17 protein-coding genes are annotated in these 16,838 nt (G+C 74.8%); 15 read left to right on the top strand and 2 right to left on the bottom strand.

Annotation, left to right across the window (positions count from 1 at the left end; translation table 11 throughout):
• Positions 1 to 189: 189 nt before the first annotated feature.
• The 4 genes from AC0VX4_RS01640 to AC0VX4_RS01655 are packed head-to-tail and all read left to right on the top strand — an operon-like array spanning position 190 to position 5,190.
• Positions 190 to 957 (top strand): LamB/YcsF family protein, encoded by a 768-nt coding sequence (locus AC0VX4_RS01640; protein WP_227448775.1) that lies wholly within the window; start codon positions 190 to 192, stop codon positions 955 to 957.
• The gene (locus AC0VX4_RS01645) at positions 954 to 2,714 is read left to right on the top strand and encodes a 5-oxoprolinase subunit B/C family protein (protein ID WP_475464489.1); all 1,761 of its coding nucleotides are present in this window, start codon (positions 954 to 956) and stop codon (positions 2,712 to 2,714) included. Before AC0VX4_RS01640 ends, AC0VX4_RS01645 begins: the two co-directional genes overlap by 4 nt.
• Positions 2,711 to 4,486: an acetyl/propionyl/methylcrotonyl-CoA carboxylase subunit alpha gene (locus AC0VX4_RS01650; protein ID WP_475464490.1), complete on the top strand. Its 1,776-nt coding sequence runs from the start codon at positions 2,711 to 2,713 to the stop codon at positions 4,484 to 4,486. The genes AC0VX4_RS01645 and AC0VX4_RS01650 overlap by 4 nt, the downstream gene beginning before the upstream one ends.
• Positions 4,483 to 5,190, top strand: a complete 708-nt coding sequence (locus tag AC0VX4_RS01655; protein WP_227448773.1) for a GntR family transcriptional regulator — start codon at positions 4,483 to 4,485, stop codon at positions 5,188 to 5,190. The genes AC0VX4_RS01650 and AC0VX4_RS01655 overlap by 4 nt, the downstream gene beginning before the upstream one ends.
• Positions 5,191 to 5,212: 22 nt before the next feature.
• Here AC0VX4_RS01655 and AC0VX4_RS01660 read toward each other — a convergent pair whose 3' ends face one another.
• Both AC0VX4_RS01660 and AC0VX4_RS01665 read right to left on the bottom strand, forming a co-directional pair.
• Entirely contained in the window at positions 5,213 to 6,025 is an 813-nt protein-coding gene (locus tag AC0VX4_RS01660) for a putative hydro-lyase (protein ID WP_475464491.1), read from the bottom strand.
• Positions 6,018 to 7,301, bottom strand: a complete 1,284-nt coding sequence (locus AC0VX4_RS01665) for an NRAMP family divalent metal transporter (protein ID WP_475464492.1) — start codon at positions 7,299 to 7,301, stop codon at positions 6,018 to 6,020. The genes AC0VX4_RS01660 and AC0VX4_RS01665 overlap by 8 nt, the downstream gene beginning before the upstream one ends.
• A gap of 168 nt (positions 7,302 to 7,469) precedes the next feature.
• Here AC0VX4_RS01665 and AC0VX4_RS01670 point away from each other — a divergent pair, with 168 nt between their 5' ends.
• The 11 genes from AC0VX4_RS01670 (at position 7,470) to AC0VX4_RS01720 (ending at position 16,814) form a co-directional block, all read left to right on the top strand.
• A complete protein-coding gene (locus AC0VX4_RS01670; RefSeq protein ID WP_255166813.1) occupies positions 7,470 to 8,225 on the top strand; it encodes a VIT1/CCC1 transporter family protein in 756 nt (251 codons plus the stop codon).
• Positions 8,226 to 8,693: 468 nt separating this feature from the next.
• Positions 8,694 to 8,930, top strand: coding sequence for a 50S ribosomal protein L28 (rpmB, locus tag AC0VX4_RS01675; protein WP_002858335.1), 237 nt, complete (start codon positions 8,694 to 8,696; stop codon positions 8,928 to 8,930).
• A 1-nt stretch (position 8,931) separates the two neighbouring features.
• A complete protein-coding gene (rpmG, locus tag AC0VX4_RS01680) occupies positions 8,932 to 9,099 on the top strand; it encodes a 50S ribosomal protein L33 (RefSeq protein WP_002858336.1) in 168 nt (55 codons plus the stop codon).
• A 1-nt stretch (position 9,100) separates the two neighbouring features.
• Positions 9,101 to 9,406, top strand: coding sequence for a 30S ribosomal protein S14 (rpsN, locus tag AC0VX4_RS01685; RefSeq protein ID WP_002858338.1), 306 nt, complete (start codon positions 9,101 to 9,103; stop codon positions 9,404 to 9,406).
• Positions 9,407 to 9,635: 229 nt separating this feature from the next.
• Entirely contained in the window at positions 9,636 to 9,917 is a 282-nt protein-coding gene (locus AC0VX4_RS01690) for an HU family DNA-binding protein (RefSeq protein ID WP_002858339.1), read from the top strand.
• 157 nt (positions 9,918 to 10,074) lie between these two features.
• On the top strand, positions 10,075 to 10,770 hold the full coding sequence (locus tag AC0VX4_RS01695) for a hypothetical protein (RefSeq protein ID WP_475464493.1): 696 nt from the start codon (positions 10,075 to 10,077) through the stop codon (positions 10,768 to 10,770).
• 110 nt (positions 10,771 to 10,880) lie between these two features.
• Positions 10,881 to 11,522 carry a copper resistance CopC family protein gene (locus tag AC0VX4_RS01700; RefSeq protein WP_060774880.1) on the top strand — a complete coding sequence of 214 codons (642 nt, stop codon included), beginning with the start codon at positions 10,881 to 10,883 and terminating at the stop codon, positions 11,520 to 11,522.
• A 105-nt stretch (positions 11,523 to 11,627) separates the two neighbouring features.
• Entirely contained in the window at positions 11,628 to 12,239 is a 612-nt protein-coding gene (locus AC0VX4_RS01705; RefSeq protein ID WP_060774881.1) for a copper chaperone PCu(A)C, read from the top strand.
• The gene (locus AC0VX4_RS01710; RefSeq protein WP_475464494.1) at positions 12,226 to 13,638 is read left to right on the top strand and encodes a Dyp-type peroxidase; all 1,413 of its coding nucleotides are present in this window, start codon (positions 12,226 to 12,228) and stop codon (positions 13,636 to 13,638) included. Before AC0VX4_RS01705 ends, AC0VX4_RS01710 begins: the two co-directional genes overlap by 14 nt.
• A 73-nt stretch (positions 13,639 to 13,711) precedes the next feature.
• Positions 13,712 to 15,970, top strand: a complete 2,259-nt coding sequence (locus AC0VX4_RS01715) for a bifunctional copper resistance protein CopD/cytochrome c oxidase assembly protein (RefSeq protein ID WP_475464495.1) — start codon at positions 13,712 to 13,714, stop codon at positions 15,968 to 15,970.
• 55 nt (positions 15,971 to 16,025) lie between these two features.
• The gene (locus AC0VX4_RS01720) at positions 16,026 to 16,814 is read left to right on the top strand and encodes a hypothetical protein (RefSeq protein WP_036335326.1); all 789 of its coding nucleotides are present in this window, start codon (positions 16,026 to 16,028) and stop codon (positions 16,812 to 16,814) included.
• Positions 16,815 to 16,838 lie beyond the last annotated feature (24 nt).

The raw sequence follows: 16,838 nt of genomic DNA on the forward strand, positions 1-16,838 counted from the left end.
CCGGCCCGCAACGCGGGTTGAGTTATCGCGGGTGGCGCGGCTGAACACCCGCGATAACTCAACCCGCGTTGGTATGCGCACCGGGTGAGCGCCAGGAGGACGCGCCGGGGATTGTTGAACAATCCCCCCTCATGCCTCAAGATTGTGTGACCGGCACCTCAGCCGGGCCCGATCCGAGAGGACTGCACTGTGTCTCACGCGCCGCAGATCGACCTGAACTCCGACGTCGGCGAGTCCTTCGGCTCGTGGACGATGGGGGACGACGCCGCCATCATGCCCTCCGTCTCCTCCGCCAACGTCGCGTGCGGCTTCCACGCGGGCGATCCCACGGGGATCGCCCAGACCTGCCGTGACGCGGTCGCCGCCGGCGTCACGATCGGCGCGCACGTGGGCTACCGCGACCTGGCCGGCTTCGGCCGCCGCTTCCTGGACTGCACGCCCACCGAGCTGGCCGACGACGTCCTCTACCAGATCGGCGCCCTCGACGCGCTCGCCCGCGCGGCCGGCGGCCAGGTCCGCTACGTGAAGCCGCACGGCGCCCTCTACAACACGATCGTCCGTCACGAGGCGCACGCCCAGGCCGTCGTCGACGGCGTCAAGGCGTTCGGCTCCGACCTCCCGCTGCTGCTCCTGCCCGGCTCCGTCGCCCTGGACAAGGCAGCCGCCGCGGGGCTGCGCGGCGTCGCCGAGGCCTTCGCGGACCGCGGCTACAACCCGGACGGCACGCTGGTCTCCCGCCGTGAGCCGGGCGCGGTCCTCCACGACGAGGACGCCGTCGCCGCCCGCATGGTGCGCCTGGCCACCGAGGGCGTCATCGAGGCCGTGGACGGCACGGACGTGCGCGTCGACGCCGAGAGCATCTGCCTGCACGGCGACACGCCCGGCGCCGTGGCCATGGCCGCGGCCGTGCGCCGCGCGCTCGAGGGCGCGGGAGTGTCCATCAAGGCCTTCGCATGAGCGCCCCACGTCACCCCGCCGCCCCACCGCCGGCCCGCCCGATCCGCTGGGTCGGCACGCAGGGCTTCCTCGTCGAGTGCGCCTCGCTCGAGGACGTCATGGCCGTCCACGCCCATCTCACGGCCCACCCGGAGCGCGGCCAGCGCCAGGTGATGGCCGCCGCCGCGACCGTCCTGGTGACCTTCACCTCGCAGGCCGCCGCCGAGCACGCCGCACCGCGGGTCAGCACCCTCACCCCGGACGCCGGTGAGCTGACGGGGGGTCGGATCGTCGAGATCCCCGTGGTCTACGACGGCGAGGACCTCGCCGAGGTCGGCCGGCTCACCGGGCTCGGCGTCGACGGCGTCATCCGGGCCCACAGCGAGGCCGACTGGTTCGCCGCGTTCGGCGGCTTCGCGCCGGGGTTCATGTACTGCGCCTCCGAGGCGGCCCCGTTCGAGGCGCCCCGCCGCAGCTCGCCCCGCACGGCCGTCCCCGCGGGCGCCGTCGCCGTCGCCGGGGCCTTCTCCGCCGTCTACCCGCGCACCTCGCCCGGCGGCTGGCAGCTGCTGGGCCACACCACCGCAGCCCTATGGGACCTCGGCCGCGAGCAGCCCGCCCTGCTGCAGCCCGGCGACCGTGTCCGCTACGTCCCCGTGCGCCCGACGGCGTCCGTCACCTCCGGCACGGACGCGGCGGTCGACGCCACCCCGCCCGCCGACGCCGCGGCCGGCCTCCCGTCCGCGGCCGGCCGCCGCGGCGTCACCGTCGTCGACCCGGGGCTCCTGACCCTGGTCCAGGACCTGGGTCGCCCGGGCCTGGGCGACCTCGGCGTCGTCGCGTCCGGCGCGGCCGACCGGGACGCGGCGCGCCAGGCGAACCGGCTCGTGGGCAACCGCTCACGCGAGGCGGTGCTGGAGACCGTCCTGGGCGGCCTCACCCTCACCGCGCACGGCCATCAGGTGATGGCCCTGGCCGGCGCCGAGGCCGGCGGGACGATCACCGCGGCCGACGGCGCCACGCGCCGGGTGCCCGCCCGCGCCCCGTTCGTCGTGCTGGACGGCCAGACGCTGACGGTGGACGAGCCGGTCGGCGGCCTGCGCGTGTACGTGGGCCTCCGGGGCGGTCTCGACGTGCCGCCCGTGCTCGGCAGCCGCTCGACCGACACCCTGTCCGGGCTCGGCCCCGCCGCGCTAGCGGCGGGGGACCGCCTCGCCCGTCGCGTCGGCCCGGATGCGAGGGGCGCCGCCGGCGCCTCGGCCGCGAGCCCGACCGCCGCCGGCGCCCCCGCCTCGGAGGAGGCCGGCGTCGTGATGGTGGGGGACCCGGAGACCTCGCTGCGCCCCATGCCCGCGCCCGGCCAGGTGGCCGTGCTGCGCGTGGTCCCCGGCCCGCGCGACGACTGGTTCGGCGAGGCGGGCCTGGAGCGCCTGTTCACGCAGGACTGGGACGTGAGCCAGCAGACCGACCGGATCGGGGTGCGCCTCACGGCCCCCGACGACGGTGCGCCGCTCGAGCGCGTGCGCGAGGGCGAGCTGAAGTCCGAGGGCGCCGTGCGCGGCGCGCTGCAGGTGCCGCCCTCGGGTGAGCCCGTCCTGTTCCTCTCCGACCATCCGGTCACCGGCGGCTACCCGGTGATCGGCGTCGTGGCCCGCGCGGACCTCAGCCTGGCGGCCCAGCTGCCGCCGGGCGCCCGCGTCCGCTTCGTCCCCCATCCCCGCCCCGGCGCCGAGACCGTCGTCGACTCCGCATCGCCCTCCGAGGAGACCCCCGCATGACCACCACCCCCGCCGCCCGCCCCGTGACGCGGGTGCTCATCGCCAACCGCGGCGAGATCGCCGTGCGCGTGGCCCGCGCCGCCCGCGACCACGGCATCGCCTCGATCGCCGTCTACTCGGATCCGGACGCCGACGCCCTGCACGTGGCCGTCGCGGACGAGGCCTTCCACCTGCCGGGCGCGTCCTCGGCGGACACCTACCTGAAGATCGACGCGGTCCTCGACGTCGCCCGCCGGGCCGGCGCCGACGCCGTGCACCCGGGCTACGGCTTCCTCTCCGAGAACGCCGACTTCGCGCAGGCCGTGATCGACGCCGGGATGACCTGGATCGGCCCGTCGCCGGACGCGATCCGCGCCCTCGGGGACAAGATCACCGCCCGCTCCCTCGCCCAGGAGGCGGGCGCCCCGCTGGTGCCGGGCTCGGACGGCCCCGTGCCGGACGCCGCCGCCGCGCGCGTGTTCGCCGAGGAGCACGGCCTGCCGATCGCCATCAAGGCGGCCTTCGGCGGCGGTGGCCGCGGCATCCGCGTGGTGCGTGAGCTCGGCGACGTCGAGGACGCGTTCGAGGCGACCGTCCGCGAGGCCGTGGCCGCGTTCGGCCGCGGCGAGTGCTTCGTGGAGCGCTTCCTGGACCGCCCCCGCCACGTGGAGGCCCAGGTCCTCGCCGACGAGCACGGCCACGTGGCCGTGCTCGGCACCCGCGACTGCTCCCTGCAGCGCCGCAACCAGAAGCTCGTGGAGGAGGCCCCGGCGCCGTTCCTCACGGACGAGCAGCGCGAGCGCATCCACACCTCCGCCCGCGAGATCTGCCGCGCCGCCGGGTACACCGGGGCCGGCACGGTCGAGTACCTCGTGGCCCCGGACGGCCTCATCAGCTTCCTGGAGGTCAACACCCGCCTGCAGGTGGAGCACCCCGTGACCGAGGAGGTCTTCGGCGTGGACCTGGTGCGCGAGCAGTTCCGCATCGCCGCCGGCGAGCCGCTGAGCATCCCCGAGGACCCCACGCCGCGCGGCCACGCCCTCGAGTTGCGCCTCAACGCCGAGGACCCGGCGTACGGCTTCCTGCCCGTGCCCGGCCCGATCGACGCGTTCGAGGCCCCCACCGGCCCCGGGGTCCGCATGGACTCGGGCGTCCGCACCGGCTCCGTGGTGCCGGGGGAGTACGACTCCCTGCTCGCCAAGCTCATCGTGTGGGGCGAGGACCGCGCCCAGGCCATCGCCCGGGCCCGCGACGCCCTGGCCGAGCTGCGCATCGACGGCGTGCCCACCGTGGTGCCGTTCCACCGCGCCGTGCTCGAGCAGGACGCCTTCACCTCGGGGGACCGCCTCGGCGTCTACACCACGTGGATCGAGTCCGAGTTCGCCGCGCCGCTGGCCGCGTCCCCCTACCTGGGCGCCGAGGTGCCCGCCGGCGGCCGCACCGCCGTCACCGTGGAGCTGGACGGCCGCGCCGTGCGCCTGGGCCTGCCCGCGGATCTCTACGGGGCCCTCCTCGGAGGCGGCGGTGCGGGTGCCGCGGCTCCGGCCGACGCCGCGGGCGCCGGGAAGCCCGACGACGACGGCGCCGTGGCCTCGCCGGTCACCGGCACCCTGGCCTCGTGGAAGGTCGAGGACGGCGCCGAGGTGGCTGAGGGCGACACGGTCGCGATCGTCGAGGCGATGAAGATGGAGACGCCGATCCGTGCCCCGCGTGCGGGCCGGATCCAGCTCCTCGTGGCCGAGACCCCGGCCTCGGTGACGCGCGGCCAGGCGATCGCCCGGCTGGGGGCGTGAGGGTGCCGGCGCGCGGCGGTGTCACCGGGGACGACCTCGCGCCCGGCGCCGGTGACGGGGAGTCCGCCCCGGCTCCGGCTCCCGTGGCCGCGGCCGCGCAGCTGCGGCAGCGGATCGCGGCGGCCGGGCTCGTGCCGGGGGAGCGGCTGGGGGAGGTGGCGCTGGCCGCCGAGCTCCAGGTCAGCCGCAACAGCCTGCGCGAGGCGTTCACCATGCTGGCCGCCGAGGGCCTCGTGGAACGCCGGCCGCACCGCGGGGTGTTCGTGGCGGCGCCGGGTCCGGAGGACGTGCGCGGGCTGTACCGCACGCGTCGGGTGATCCAGCTCGGCGCCCTCGAACACGGAGAGCTCACCCCCGGCGCGGCGCGCCACCTGCGCTGTGCCCAGGACCTGCTCTCCGGCGGCCCGGACACCCCCGCGCGGGTCCTGGGCGACGCCAACCATCGCGTCCACGTCGGCATCGTGGACCTGGCCGGCGCTCCCGAGCTCACGCGGCTCATGGCGTCGGTGCAGGCCCGCGTGCGCCTGGCGTTCCACCCCATGGACGAGCAGACGCGCCTGCACGTGCAGTTCGCGGACCGCAACCGGTGGATCGTGGAGCGGCTGCTGGCCGGCGACCTGCCCGCGGTGCACGCCATGTTCGGCGGCTACCTGGACGAGGCGGAGCACTTCGTCCTGGCGCACCTCGCCGCCGCGGGGGACTGACCGCCTCCCCGGGCCCGGGCGGTCACGGGGCCTGGAACATCCGGTCCGGCAGGTCCGTGATGAGCATGTGCCCGGGCGCGTGCGTGATGGCCAGCGGCGGGCGGGACTCCATGATCGCCGCCTGCGGCGTCACCCCGCACGCCCAGAACACGGGCAGGTGGCCCTGCGGGACCTCGACGGCGTCGCCGAAGTCCGGTGCCGACAGGTCCGTGATCCCGAGGCCGGCCGGGTCGCCCACGTGCACGGGCGCGCCGTGCACCGCGGGGTAGCGGGAGGTGATGCGCACGGCGTCGGCCACGCGGTCGGCGGGGAGGGGGCGCATCGAGACCACGAGCGGGCCCGTGAGGCGGCCCGCCGAGGCGCAGCGCCGCGTGGTGCGGTACATCGGCACGTTCACACGGGCGTCCTGGTGGGCCATCCGGATGCCCTCGGCCACCAGGGCGGACTCGAAGGTGAACGAGCAGCCGATCACGAACGTCACGAGGTCGTCCCGCCACACGTCGAGCAGATCCGTGGGGCGGTCCGTCTCGACGCCGTCGCGGTACACCACGTACTGCGGCACGTCCGTGCGGACGTCGCCGTCCAGTGCGGGGCCGTTGACCTCGCCGGCCTCGAACACGCCGAGCAGCGGCAGGGCCTTGGGGTTGCGCTGGGCGAAGAGCAGGACGTCGTAGGCGTGGTCCTGCGGGATCGAGACGAGGTTCGCCTGCGCGTAGCCGTCGGCGATCCCCGAGGTCGGCCGCACGAGCCCCGCGCGGAAGCGCTCGCGGGCCTGCGCGGGGGTCGTGGCGCCGTCCAGCGGCGGCAGCGGCGTCGTCGTGGTCATCTCAGCCACCGGTGATCATCGTGACCATGGGGATGAACCCGCGCACCGCGATGAACACGGACACGATCCACGCCAGCGCGCCGATCACGAGCAGCCACGCCGGGTAGCGGTAGCCGTGCAGCAGGTCGCGGCGGCGCCAGGCCACGTACAGGAGGGCCGCGAAGCCGACCGGCAGGATCATGCCGTTGAACGCGCCGGCGAACACGAGCAGCGTCTGCGGCGCCTGGCGCAGGGCCAGGTAGAGGGCGGTGCAGACCACGATGAAGGCGACCGTCAGCAGGTTGCGGGTGCGGGCGCTGGTGGTGGAGCGGGTGATGAAGCTGATCGAGGTGTACGACGCGCCGATCACGGAGGTCACGGCGGCGGCCCACAGGACGATGCCGAACATGCGCAGCCCGATGTCGCCGGCGGCGGCCTGGAAGGCGGAGGCGGCCAGGCTGTCCTTGGCCAGGACCGCGCCCGAGGCGACGACGCCGAGGATCGCCAGGAACAGGAGGGCACGCATCAGGCCGGTCACGAGGATCGAGGCCACGGAGCTGCGGGTGATGTCCTGGACGTCGTCCACGCCCTTCACTCCGGAGTCGATCATGCGGTGGGCGCCGGCGTAGGTGATGTAGCCGCCGATGGTGCCGCCCACGAGGGTGACGATCACGAAGAAGTCGACCTTCTCCGGCATCACGGACTGGCGCAGGGCCTCGCCCACGGGCGGGGCGGAGGTGATGGCCACGTACAGCATCAGCAGGATCATGACGGCGCCGAGCACCACCACGATCCGGTCCAGGGCCACGCCGGCGCGCTTGGAGAGGAAGATCAGCAGCGCGATGAGGGCGGAGACGGCGCCGCCGATCAGGGGGTCGACGCCGAGCATGGCGTTCGCGCCGAGGCCGGTGCCGGCGATGTTGCCGATGTTGAAGACCATGCCGCCGAGGAACACGAGCGCGGCGAGGACCCAGCCGAGGCCGGGCAGGACGCTGTTCGCCAGCTCCTGGGCGCGCATGCCGGAGACGCCGATGACGCGCCACACGTTCATCTGGACGGCGATGTCGATGAGGATCGAGACCAGGATGGCGAACGCGAACGCGGCGCCCATCTGGACGGTGAACGTGGCGGTCTGCGTGATGAAGCCGGGGCCGATGGCCGAGGTGGCCATGAGGAACATGGCGCCGAGCAGTGCGGTGCGCCGGGTGGCGCTCGCGGCACGGGAGTCGGTCTTCGGCGCGGTGCCCGAGGGGGTCGAGCCGTCCGGTCCGGCGTGGGGGATGTCTGCGTGGGACACGGTGGTCACCTTCGTCGAGGGCGCCAGGCGAGGTGACGGGCGTCACGAGGCGCTGGGGAGACGGTAGCTGTTGTTGAACAATCCTGGCAACAGCGAGGCCGGGTGTCGTGGCATCCCCGTCCGAAGGAACGCCTCACCTGCCTGGCGCGCCCCGCCCCGCGCCGCGACCATGGAGACATGTCGCACACGTCTGAACAGTCCTCGCCCCTGGCCGATCAGGTCCCGCCGGGCGGTCCCGACGAACCGCACGCCGCCGGCGGCGTGCATGCCCGCCTCAACTGGCTCCGCGCCGGCGTGCTCGGTGCCAACGACGGCATCGTGTCCGTGGCCGCCACCGTCGTCGGAGTCGCCGGTGCGACGACGGCGCTCACCCCGATCCTGCTGGCCGGCGCCGCCGCCGTGGTCGGCGGCGCCTTCTCCATGGCGCTGGGTGAGTACGTGTCCGTCTCCTCGTCCTCCGACTCGCAGAAGTCGCTGATCGCCAAGGAGCGCCGCGAGCTCGAGGAGGATCCCGAGGGCGAGCTGGAGGAGCTCGTGCAGCTCTACGAGGCGGACGGCCTGAGCCGGGCCACGGCCGAGGCCGCCGCGCGGGAGCTCAGCGAGAAGGACGTGCTCGCCGCGCACCTGCGCATGGAGCTGGGCATGGCGGAGGAGGACGTCGTCAGCCCCTGGGCCGCCGCCGGGGCCTCCTTCCTCTCGTTCCTCGTGGGCGCGCTGCTGCCCTTCCTGACGGTCGTCCTGGCGCCGGTGGACTTCCGTATCCCGCTCACGTTCGCGGTCACCCTCGTGGCCCTCGCCGTCACCGGCTGGGTCGGGGCCCGGCTCGGCGACGCGCCCGCGCTGCGGGCGGCCGTGCGTGTCGTCCTCGGCGGTGCCCTGGCGCTCGGCCTGACCTTGGCGGTGGGCTCGCTGCTGGGGGCGTCGGTCGCCTGATCCGCGCCGCAGGGGTGGGCCGGCCCAGCGCCCGTGGCCGCGCCGAGCCGTGGCGCGCGGAGCGGCCCTGGGGGCCGAGGACCGTGCGCATACCACAGGCGCCCCCCGTCGAGTTGAAGCGACGCCCACGGTTCGCGTAAGGTGGGACGGCGCACGCCGCGTTGTTCTCGTCGTTCCATCGGTCAGGTGACCGGGCGGACGGCGGGTCGGAAAAGCAACGCGCTCCCGCAGACCGGATCCCGGGACGTCCTCAGGGCGGACCGGGGCTCACCGTCCACACCAGCGATCCCATAAGGAACTTCGGTTGGCTCTCACCCAGCCTGGTCCCCCTTTTCGAGAAGTCGCAGTAAGAGTGCGGTGTCCACACCCGGGGCGGGGCTCACAACAGGTGTCCGCGGACAGGTCCGCGGCTCGCCGCCATGCGGGTTCCGCCCGTCCTTTTACTACTACTTGCCACGAGGAGTGATCATGGCAGCTCACTGCCAGGTAACCGGGGCTGGGCCGGGATTCGGCCACAGCATCTCCCACTCGCACCGTCGCACCAAGCGCCGGTTCGACCCGAACATCCAGAAGAAGACCTACTGGGTCCCCTCCCTGCGCCGCAACGTCACCCTGACGCTGTCCGCCAAGGGCATCAAGACCATCGACGTGCGCGGTATCGACGCCGTCGTGGCGGACCTGATCGCGAAGGGAGTGAAGCTCTGACATGGCCAAGGACAAGGACGTTCGTCCGATCATCAAGCTGAAGTCCACCGCCGGCACCGGGTTCACCTACGTGACCCGCAAGAACCGCCGGAACAACCCGGACCGCATCACCCTGAAGAAGTACGACCCGGTGGTCCGCAAGCACGTCGACTTCCGAGAGGAGCGCTGAGATGGCCAAGAAGTCCAAGATCGCCAAGAACGAGCAGCGCAAGGCCATCGTGGCCCGTTACGCCGAGAAGCGTCTCGAGCTGCGCAAGACCCTCGTGGACCCGAACGCGTCGGACGAGGCCCGCGAGGCCGCCCGCCTGGGCCTGCAGAAGCTGCCCCGCGACGCCTCCCCAGTCCGCGTGCGCAACCGCGACGCCATCGACGGTCGCCCCCGCGGCACCTTCCAGCGCTTCGGCATCTCCCGTGTGCGCTTCCGCGACATGGCGCACCGTGGCGAGCTGCCCGGCGTGACCAAGTCCTCCTGGTGACCTGAGGCCCGGTCTCCGGGCGCTCGGCACCACCGCGACGGCGGCGTCCCTCCTGAGGAGGGGCGCCGCCGTCGTCGTGCATCGGGGATCAGGGCCGCCCAGGTCACGGGAAATCGCGGATTCTCGCGGTTCAGGGGGCGATTCGCCCGCGGAGAGATGGTACGTTCACAATTGGCAGCCCGGTCCGAACGGCCCGGGAACCGTAACCGACGTCCCATAGGGAGGACCCATGGCCATGAACCGCAAGGAACTCGTCGCCGCCGTCGCCGAGCGCTCCGGCAACACCCAGGCCGCCGTCAGCGATGTGCTGGACGCCCTCTTCGAGGTGTTCACCGCCCAGGTCAAGAAGGGCGAGAAGGTCTCGATCCCGGGCTGGCTGGCCGTGGAGCGCACCGAGCGCAAGGAGCGCACCGGCCGCAACCCGCGCACCGGCGAGGAGATCACCATCCCGGCCGGCCACTCCGTGAAGGTGACCGCCGGCTCCAAGCTCAAGGCCGCCGCCTCCGAGTGATCCCGGCCGCGGCGCGGGTCCCCGGACCCACGCCGTACGCCGCAGGACGGGCGCCCCACCCTCGGGTGGGGCGCCCGTCGTCGTCTCCGGCCGCGTAGGATGGGCGGACGATCGTCCGGCCGACGTGGGCCGGGGCCGTGCGGAGAGGAGTCGTGGCATGCGCAGCGCCGTCGCCGCCGCTCCGTGGGCCCCGTCCGACCTCCAGGACCCCGGTCCGCGCGTCGTGCGTGGGCCGGCCCGTCTGGCCCGGGGCTGGGCCGGGGCCCTGGCGATGACCGCCCTGGCCGCGCTGTTCCACACCGCCGCCGAGCCCGGCCACGGGTTCCCCGAGGTCGGCGTCGTCGCCTTCGCGGCCGTCCTCGCCGCCCCGCTCTGCACCGCCCTGGCGGGCCGCGCCCTCTCGCTGTGGCGCACCGCCGCCGCCGTCGCGATCGCCCAGGGGCTGTTCCACGTGCTCTACGGGCTCGCCGCCGGCGGCCACGCCGTGGCGCCGGCCGCCGGCGTCGACCCCGCCCACCTCGGCCACGCCCGCCCCGGCGCCGGGGCCCTCCTGGCACCGGGGGAGGCCCTGTCCGGCGCCCCCGCCGGCCACCTGACCGACCTGCGCATGCTCGCGGCCCACGTGATCGCCGCGGCCCTCACCGTGCTGGTGCTGCGGCGCGGTGAGGCCCTCGTGCTCACCATCGCCGAACGCGTGGTGGCCGCCGTCTGCCCGCCACCGGCCGCGCACGGCCCCCTGCCGACGCCGGCCCGCCTCCGTGTCCCCGTCCCGCCGGTGCTCCGGCCGGCGACGTCCCTCGCCCTCCTCAGCTCTCCGGGGCGGCGCGGCCCGCCGTTCGCCCTCGCGGCCTGAGGACGCCGGCTCCGTCCGCGTCTCGAGGCCCGACCGCGCCCGACGACCCTTCGGAACGGTCCGCCCGCGACTCCCGTCCGGGACCGCGGCAGACCCGTGAGGACACCACCATGCACCACCAGACCACCCCTGTCCGCCGCGCCGCTCGCGCCGCCGTCGGACTCACCCTGCTGCCCGCCCTCGTCGTCGCCGGAGCCGCCCCCGCGGCCGCGCACGACGAGCTCATCCGCACCGCCCCCGCGGTCGGCGAGACGGCCACGACGGCGCCGTCGGAGGTCTCACTGACCTTCAGTGGCGAGCTGATCGATGGCGAGGGCATCCAGAACCTCGTGCAGGTCCGCGACGCCGACGGCAATCAGTGGCAGTCCGCCGCCGGCACCGTGGACGGCTCCACCTTCTCCGCGCCGCTGTGCGAGGGCCTGCCCAACGGCGACTACGAGGTCGCCTACCGCGTCGTCTACTCGGACGGACACTCCGAGGAGCGCTCGTTCGACTTCGCGGTGGACGACCCGGCCGCACCGGCCGCCGGCACCGCGCCGCAGGGCTGCGGCACCGCCGTCGCCGGGGCCTCGACCGCCGCCTCCCCGGAGGCCACGGCAGGCCAGGGCGACGCCGCGCAGCCCGCGGACTCCGACGCGCTGCCCGCCTGGGTGTGGGTCGCCGGCATCGCCGGCCTGGCCGTGCTCGTGGTCGCCTTCCTCCTGATGGGCCGCCGCGCCCGCGCGCTCGGCCACCTCGACGACGGCCGCTGACCTCTGACCCCCGGCCGGCCCCCTGACGGGACCGGCCCCGCCCTCGCGCGCGCCCGCAGGCCCCGCGCGTCGTCGCGCGCCCGCATGACAAGGAACCCCACAGACATGACCACCACCTCCCCCCGCGCCCCTCGCCGCCTCGGCGCCGCCGCCGTGCTCGCCGTCGCCGCCCTCGGCCTGACGGCCTGCGCCGGAGACGACTCCGGCTCCGCCCCGAGCGCGTCGGACGCCTCGAGCGTCGCGTCGGCCACGGACGCCTCGTCGGCCGCGTCCATCGCGGACGGCCAGGCCGCCGGCCTCACGATCACCGACCCCTGGACGAAGGCCACCGAGGAGGGCATGACCGGCTCCTTCGGCATGCTCGAGAACTCCTCGGACCAGGACCTGCACATCGTCGGCGTCCGCTCGGAGCTGGGTGAGACGGTCGAGCTCCACGAGATGGTCTCCGGCGAGGACGGCCAGATGGTGATGCAGCAGAGCCCCGACGGCTTCACCGTGCCCGCCGGAGGGAGCTTCGAGCTCGCCCCGGGCGGCAACCACGTGATGTTCATGGGCCTGACCGACCCGATCGAGCCGGGCGAGGACGTGACCTACGACCTCGAGCTGGAGGACGGCTCCACCCTCGAGGTCACCTCCGTGGTCCGGCCCTTCACCGGCGCCAACGAGTCGTACCACGGCGGCGAGTCCCACGAATCGGAGGACCATGCCGACCACTGACCCCGCCGTCCGGTCGGACGACCACCACGGGCCGGACGGGCGCGAGGACGCCCGCCCGGCCCCGGGGGGCCCCTCCCGCCGCGGCCTGCTCCTCGGGGCGGGCGCGGTGGGCGGCGGCCTGCTGGGCACGGCACTCGGCTACGGCGCCGGCCACACGTCGGCCTCCGCCGCCCCGGGCGCGTCCGCCGCGCCCGGGGCGGGGGTCTCGCCCCCCGAGGTCATGGGCGACACCGGCATCGAGGGCGACGTCGGCCGGGCCGGCTGGGCCGAGCCCGGCGGCCAGGCCGCCCGGGTGGCCGTCAGCTCGCCCGTGGGCACGGACACCGTGCCGTTCCACGGGCCGCGCCAGGCCGGCGTCGACACCCCCGCCCAGGCCCACGCCGTCTTCCTCGCCCTCGACCTGCGCGAGGACGCGGACCGGGTGCGCATCGAGCGGATGCTGCGCCTGCTCACCGACGACGCGGCGCGCCTGACCCAGGGCCGCGCCACGATCGCCGACACCGAGCCGGAGCTCGCCGCCGCCCCCGCGCGGCTCACGGTGACGTTCGGCTTCGGCCCGGAGCTCGTCCGCCGCGTGGCCCCGGACCGGGCCCCGGCCTGGCTGCGCCCGCTGCCGGCGTTCGAGCAGATCGACCGCCTGGACCCCGCGTTCAGCGACGGCGACCTGCTGCTGCAGATCTGCGGCGACGACCGGATGTCCGTGGCCCACGCCCGGCGCATGCTCCTCAAGGCGGCCCGGCCGTTCGCCACCGAGCGCTGGGTGCAGGAGGGCTTCCGCTCCGCGCGCGGCGCCCACCCCACCGGCACCACGATGCGCAACCTCTTCGGGCAGGTGGACGGCACCGGCAACCCGGCCGCGGACACCCCGCACCTCGACCGCGTGGTGTGGGGCGTGGGCGCCGAGCAGGTGGGCATCACCCCGTGGATCGCGGACGGCACGTCCGTGGTGATCCGGCGCATCGAGATGCTCATGGACACGTGGGACGAGCTCGACCGCCCGGCCAAGGAGAAGGTCATCGGCCGTCGCCTCGGCACCGGCGCCCCCCTCACGGGGGAGCAGGAGCACGACGAGCCGGACTTCGACGCCGTCGGCCCCACGGGCTTCCCGGTCATCTCGGACATCGCGCACCTGCGGCGGGCCCGCGGGGAGGAGCCCGAGTACGGGATGCTGCGTCGCGGCTACAACTACGACGACCCGCGCGGGGCGCTGGAGGCGGGCTCCGGCCTGATCTTCGCCGCCTACCAGGCGGACGTGGACCGACAGTTCGTCCCCGTCCAGGCCCGGCTCGCCGAGTCGGACCACCTGAACCTGTGGACCGTGCCCGTCGGTTCGGCGGTCTTCGCGATCCCGCCCGGCTGCGCCGAGGGCGGCTTCGTGGGCGACGCCCTGTTCGCCTGACCCAGGGGCCCGACGACAGCGGGGCCGCTCCCGTCGTCGTCGGGCGTCCGCACGCTTTGAGAGGATGGACCCCATGTCCGCCGCCACCGCCCCCGCCCGGGGCAGCCACCCCGCCGAGAACGACGACGCCGCCCGCCCTGGTCCGTCGGGGCCGGTCGGTGTGCCCCGGTGGATCTGGGTGCTCGTGGCCGCCGCGGGAGCCGCCGGCCTCGCCGCCGCCGGCTGGCTGACCGGCGTGACGGCCGCGCGCCAGCTCTCCGACCCGGGGTGGATCACCCGCTGGGGCGTGCCCGTGGGGGAGCTCGTCTCCAACCTGGCGATGTCCCTGACCATCGCCGCGCTGATCTTCGCGGCCGGGGTCCTGCCGCCGCACGCGGCGGGCACGGAACGGTGGCACCGCTCCGCCCGGCAGCGGCGCGAGGACACGGACGCCGCACCGCTGCCCGAGCACCCCGCGTTCACCCGCGTGATGCGGATCGCCGCCCTCAGCGCCGGCGTGTGGACGGTGGCCGCGCTGTCCGTCGGCGTGCTGTCCTACTCGGATCTCGCCGGCATCCCCGTCACGGCGGGGCAGGGCTTCACGGACGGCCTGGCGGCCTACGTGGTCGGCATCTCCGTGGGCCAGGCGTGGTTCTGGGTCACCGTGATCGCCGCCGTCGTGACCACGTTGGCGATCGCCGTCCGCTCCCACAACGGCCTGTTCTGGACCGGCATCCTGGCGATGCTCGCCCTCGTGCCCCTGGCCCTGATCGGGCACGCGGCGGGCGGTGACGACCACACCGGCGCCGTGAACTCGATCGGCCTGCACCTGCTCGGCGTCGTCGTCTGGGTGGGCGGACTGCTCGTGCTCGTCGCGATCTCGGACACCCTCGTGGGGCCCAACGGGGCGCAGGGGCGGGGCCGCAGCCTGCGCCGGCAGGGCCCGGCGCCCCTGCTGCACACGGTCCTGACCCGCTACTCCGTGCTCGCCGGGCTGGGCCTGGTCACGGTGGCGCTGTCCGGCGTGGTCAACGCGTCGATCCGCATGGACGATCCGGCCCAGCTGCTGAGCCCCTACGGCATCCTCGTGTCGGCCAAGTTCCTGGCGGCCCTGGGCCTCGGCCTGATCGGCCTGCTGCACCGCCGGTGGGTGATCCCCCGCCTCGACGCCGGCCCGGACCGTCCCAGCCCCGCCCCCGCGCGTCGCCTGCTGTGGCAGCTCATCGCCGTGGAGGCCGTGATCATGGGCGCCGTCATGGGTGTCTCCTCCGTGCTCTCCCGGACGGCCCCGCCCGTGCCGGAGGAGATCGCGCCGGACGCCACCCCGGCCCGCATCCTCACCGGCTACGAGCTGCCGCCGGCCCTCGAGGGCGCCCGGTGGATCACGATGTGGCGGTTCGACTGGCTGTGGGTCGCGATCATCGCGTTCCTGTCCCTCTGGTACCTGCGCTCCGTGTGGCAGCTGCGCCGCCGCGGCGACCGCTGGCCCGTGCTGCGCACCGTCGCGTGGTTCGCGGGGCTGGCCGTGCTGCTGTGGGCGACCTCCGGGTCCCCGGCCGTGTACGGCCGCGTCCTGTTCAGCGCGCACATGGTGGGCCACATGACGCTGACGATGCTCAGCCCCGTCTTCCTCGTCCTGGGCGCACCCATCACCCTGGCGCTGCGGGCCCTGCCGGCCCGCACGGACGGGACGCGCGGCCCCCGCGAGTGGATCCTGTGGATCGTGCACTCCCCGTGGGGTCGGTTCATCACGAACCCGATCGTGGCGGGGGTCAACTTCGCCGGCTCGATCCTGGTGTTCTACTACACGGACTTCTTCCGGTTCTCGCTGCAGACCCACGTGGGCCACGAGTTCATGAACGTCCACTTCCTGCTGACCGGGTTCCTGTTCGCCCTGGTCATGATCGGCTCGGATCCGCTGCCGCGCCGGCCCCCGTACGCCCTGCGGCTCGTGCTGCTGATGGCCACGATGGTCTTCCACGCCTTCATCGGCGTCGCCATGACCACCTCCACCGGCCTGATGCAGGCGTCCTGGTTCGGCAACATGGGCCGCGACTGGGGCCCCACCGCCCTGGAGGACCAGCGCATCGGCGGCGCGGTGATGTGGGGCATCGGCGAGTTCCCCACCGTGATGATGGCGGTGATGGTGGCCGTGCTCTGGTATCGCAGCGACCGCAAGAACGCGGACCGGCTGGACCGGCAGGCCGACCGCGACGGCGACGCGGAGCTGCGCCGTTGGAACGAGATGTACGCCCACATGCGCGGCACCCCGGTCACCGACGCCCCGAGCGACGCCCAGCCCGTGGCCCGTGACTCCTCCACCGGCCCCGAGGAGGCCCGTGATGTCCGCTGACCGTGTACGTCCCCTCGCTCGCCCGGCCGCGCCCCGGCGTGGTCGGCCACGCCTCGTGGCCGCCGTCGCCGCCGGCCTGCTGGCCCTGACGGGCTGCGCGGCCGGGGACAACGATCCGGCCGCCGCGTCCGCGCCCGCGGACGGAGTCCACGACGACGCCGGCACCGCGGCGCCCACGGAGTCGGCGGCCCCGGAGGGGCTCGGCCTGGGCGACCGCCAGGACGAGCGCATGGCGGAGGCCGCGGCCGAGCGTGCGGCCACGTTCGGCTTCGTCCGGCAGCGGGCCGCCACGGCAGAGGAGATCGACGCGGCCCGCGAGGACTCCCGGGACCGGCGCGCGGACGCGGACCGGACCACCGTGCAGCCGGCGCAGTGCAAGGCGCCGCTGACCGCCCTGGACTTCTCGCCGATCGCCCTCGACGGGGCCGAGGCCACGCGCGTGGACGTCGGCGCCGACACCTTCACGGGCACGGGCACCGTGGAGGTCGCCCGGCTCACGGGCCAGGGCCGCCAGGACGTCGAGCGGCACATCCAGACCGTCAACGCCCTGCGCGCCGACTGCCGCGAGATGACCATGACCGTGCAGGAGGGGGACGCGACCGTCGACTACCGCCTCGAGGTCTCCGACGCGCCGCTGTCCGACGGCACCCCCGCGCAGTCCGCCCTCGTGTGGGAGCGGACCCTGGCCTCGGAGTCCGAGCCCCAGCTCACGGCCCAGGTGCTCACCGCCGTCACCTCCGACGCCGTGGTGATGGTCTCCTTCGTGGGCCGACCCGAGGCCGGGCGCAAGGAGTTCACCCTCATCGCCGAGGAGATGCTGGCCGCCGCCCTGGCCGCCGACTGAGCCGGACCCGCCCGGCGGCGTCGT

The organism is Micrococcus sp. 63XJN7_8_ISO-PGPR-S23-253 (genome assembly GCF_056173425.1).

Excerpts from the sequence above, each read along its gene's own strand:
- AC0VX4_RS01705 (WP_060774881.1), top strand. The coding sequence starts at position 11,628 with ATGACCACCACCTCCCCCCGCGCCCCTCGCCGCCTCGGCGCCGCCGCC.
- AC0VX4_RS01650 (WP_475464490.1), top strand. The coding sequence starts at position 2,711 with ATGACCACCACCCCCGCCGCCCGCCCCGTGACGCGGGTGCTCATCGCC.
- rpmG (WP_002858336.1), top strand. The coding sequence starts at position 8,932 with ATGGCCAAGGACAAGGACGTTCGTCCGATCATCAAGCTGAAGTCCACC.
- rpsN (WP_002858338.1), top strand. The coding sequence starts at position 9,101 with ATGGCCAAGAAGTCCAAGATCGCCAAGAACGAGCAGCGCAAGGCCATC.
- AC0VX4_RS01700 (WP_060774880.1), top strand. The coding sequence starts at position 10,881 with ATGCACCACCAGACCACCCCTGTCCGCCGCGCCGCTCGCGCCGCCGTC.
- rpmB (WP_002858335.1), top strand. The coding sequence starts at position 8,694 with ATGGCAGCTCACTGCCAGGTAACCGGGGCTGGGCCGGGATTCGGCCAC.
- AC0VX4_RS01690 (WP_002858339.1), top strand. The coding sequence starts at position 9,636 with ATGGCCATGAACCGCAAGGAACTCGTCGCCGCCGTCGCCGAGCGCTCC.
- AC0VX4_RS01645 (WP_475464489.1), top strand. The coding sequence starts at position 954 with ATGAGCGCCCCACGTCACCCCGCCGCCCCACCGCCGGCCCGCCCGATC.
- AC0VX4_RS01715 (WP_475464495.1), top strand. The coding sequence starts at position 13,712 with ATGTCCGCCGCCACCGCCCCCGCCCGGGGCAGCCACCCCGCCGAGAAC.
- AC0VX4_RS01710 (WP_475464494.1), top strand. The coding sequence starts at position 12,226 with ATGCCGACCACTGACCCCGCCGTCCGGTCGGACGACCACCACGGGCCG.
- AC0VX4_RS01670 (WP_255166813.1), top strand. The coding sequence starts at position 7,470 with ATGTCGCACACGTCTGAACAGTCCTCGCCCCTGGCCGATCAGGTCCCG.
- AC0VX4_RS01695 (WP_475464493.1), top strand. The coding sequence starts at position 10,075 with ATGCGCAGCGCCGTCGCCGCCGCTCCGTGGGCCCCGTCCGACCTCCAG.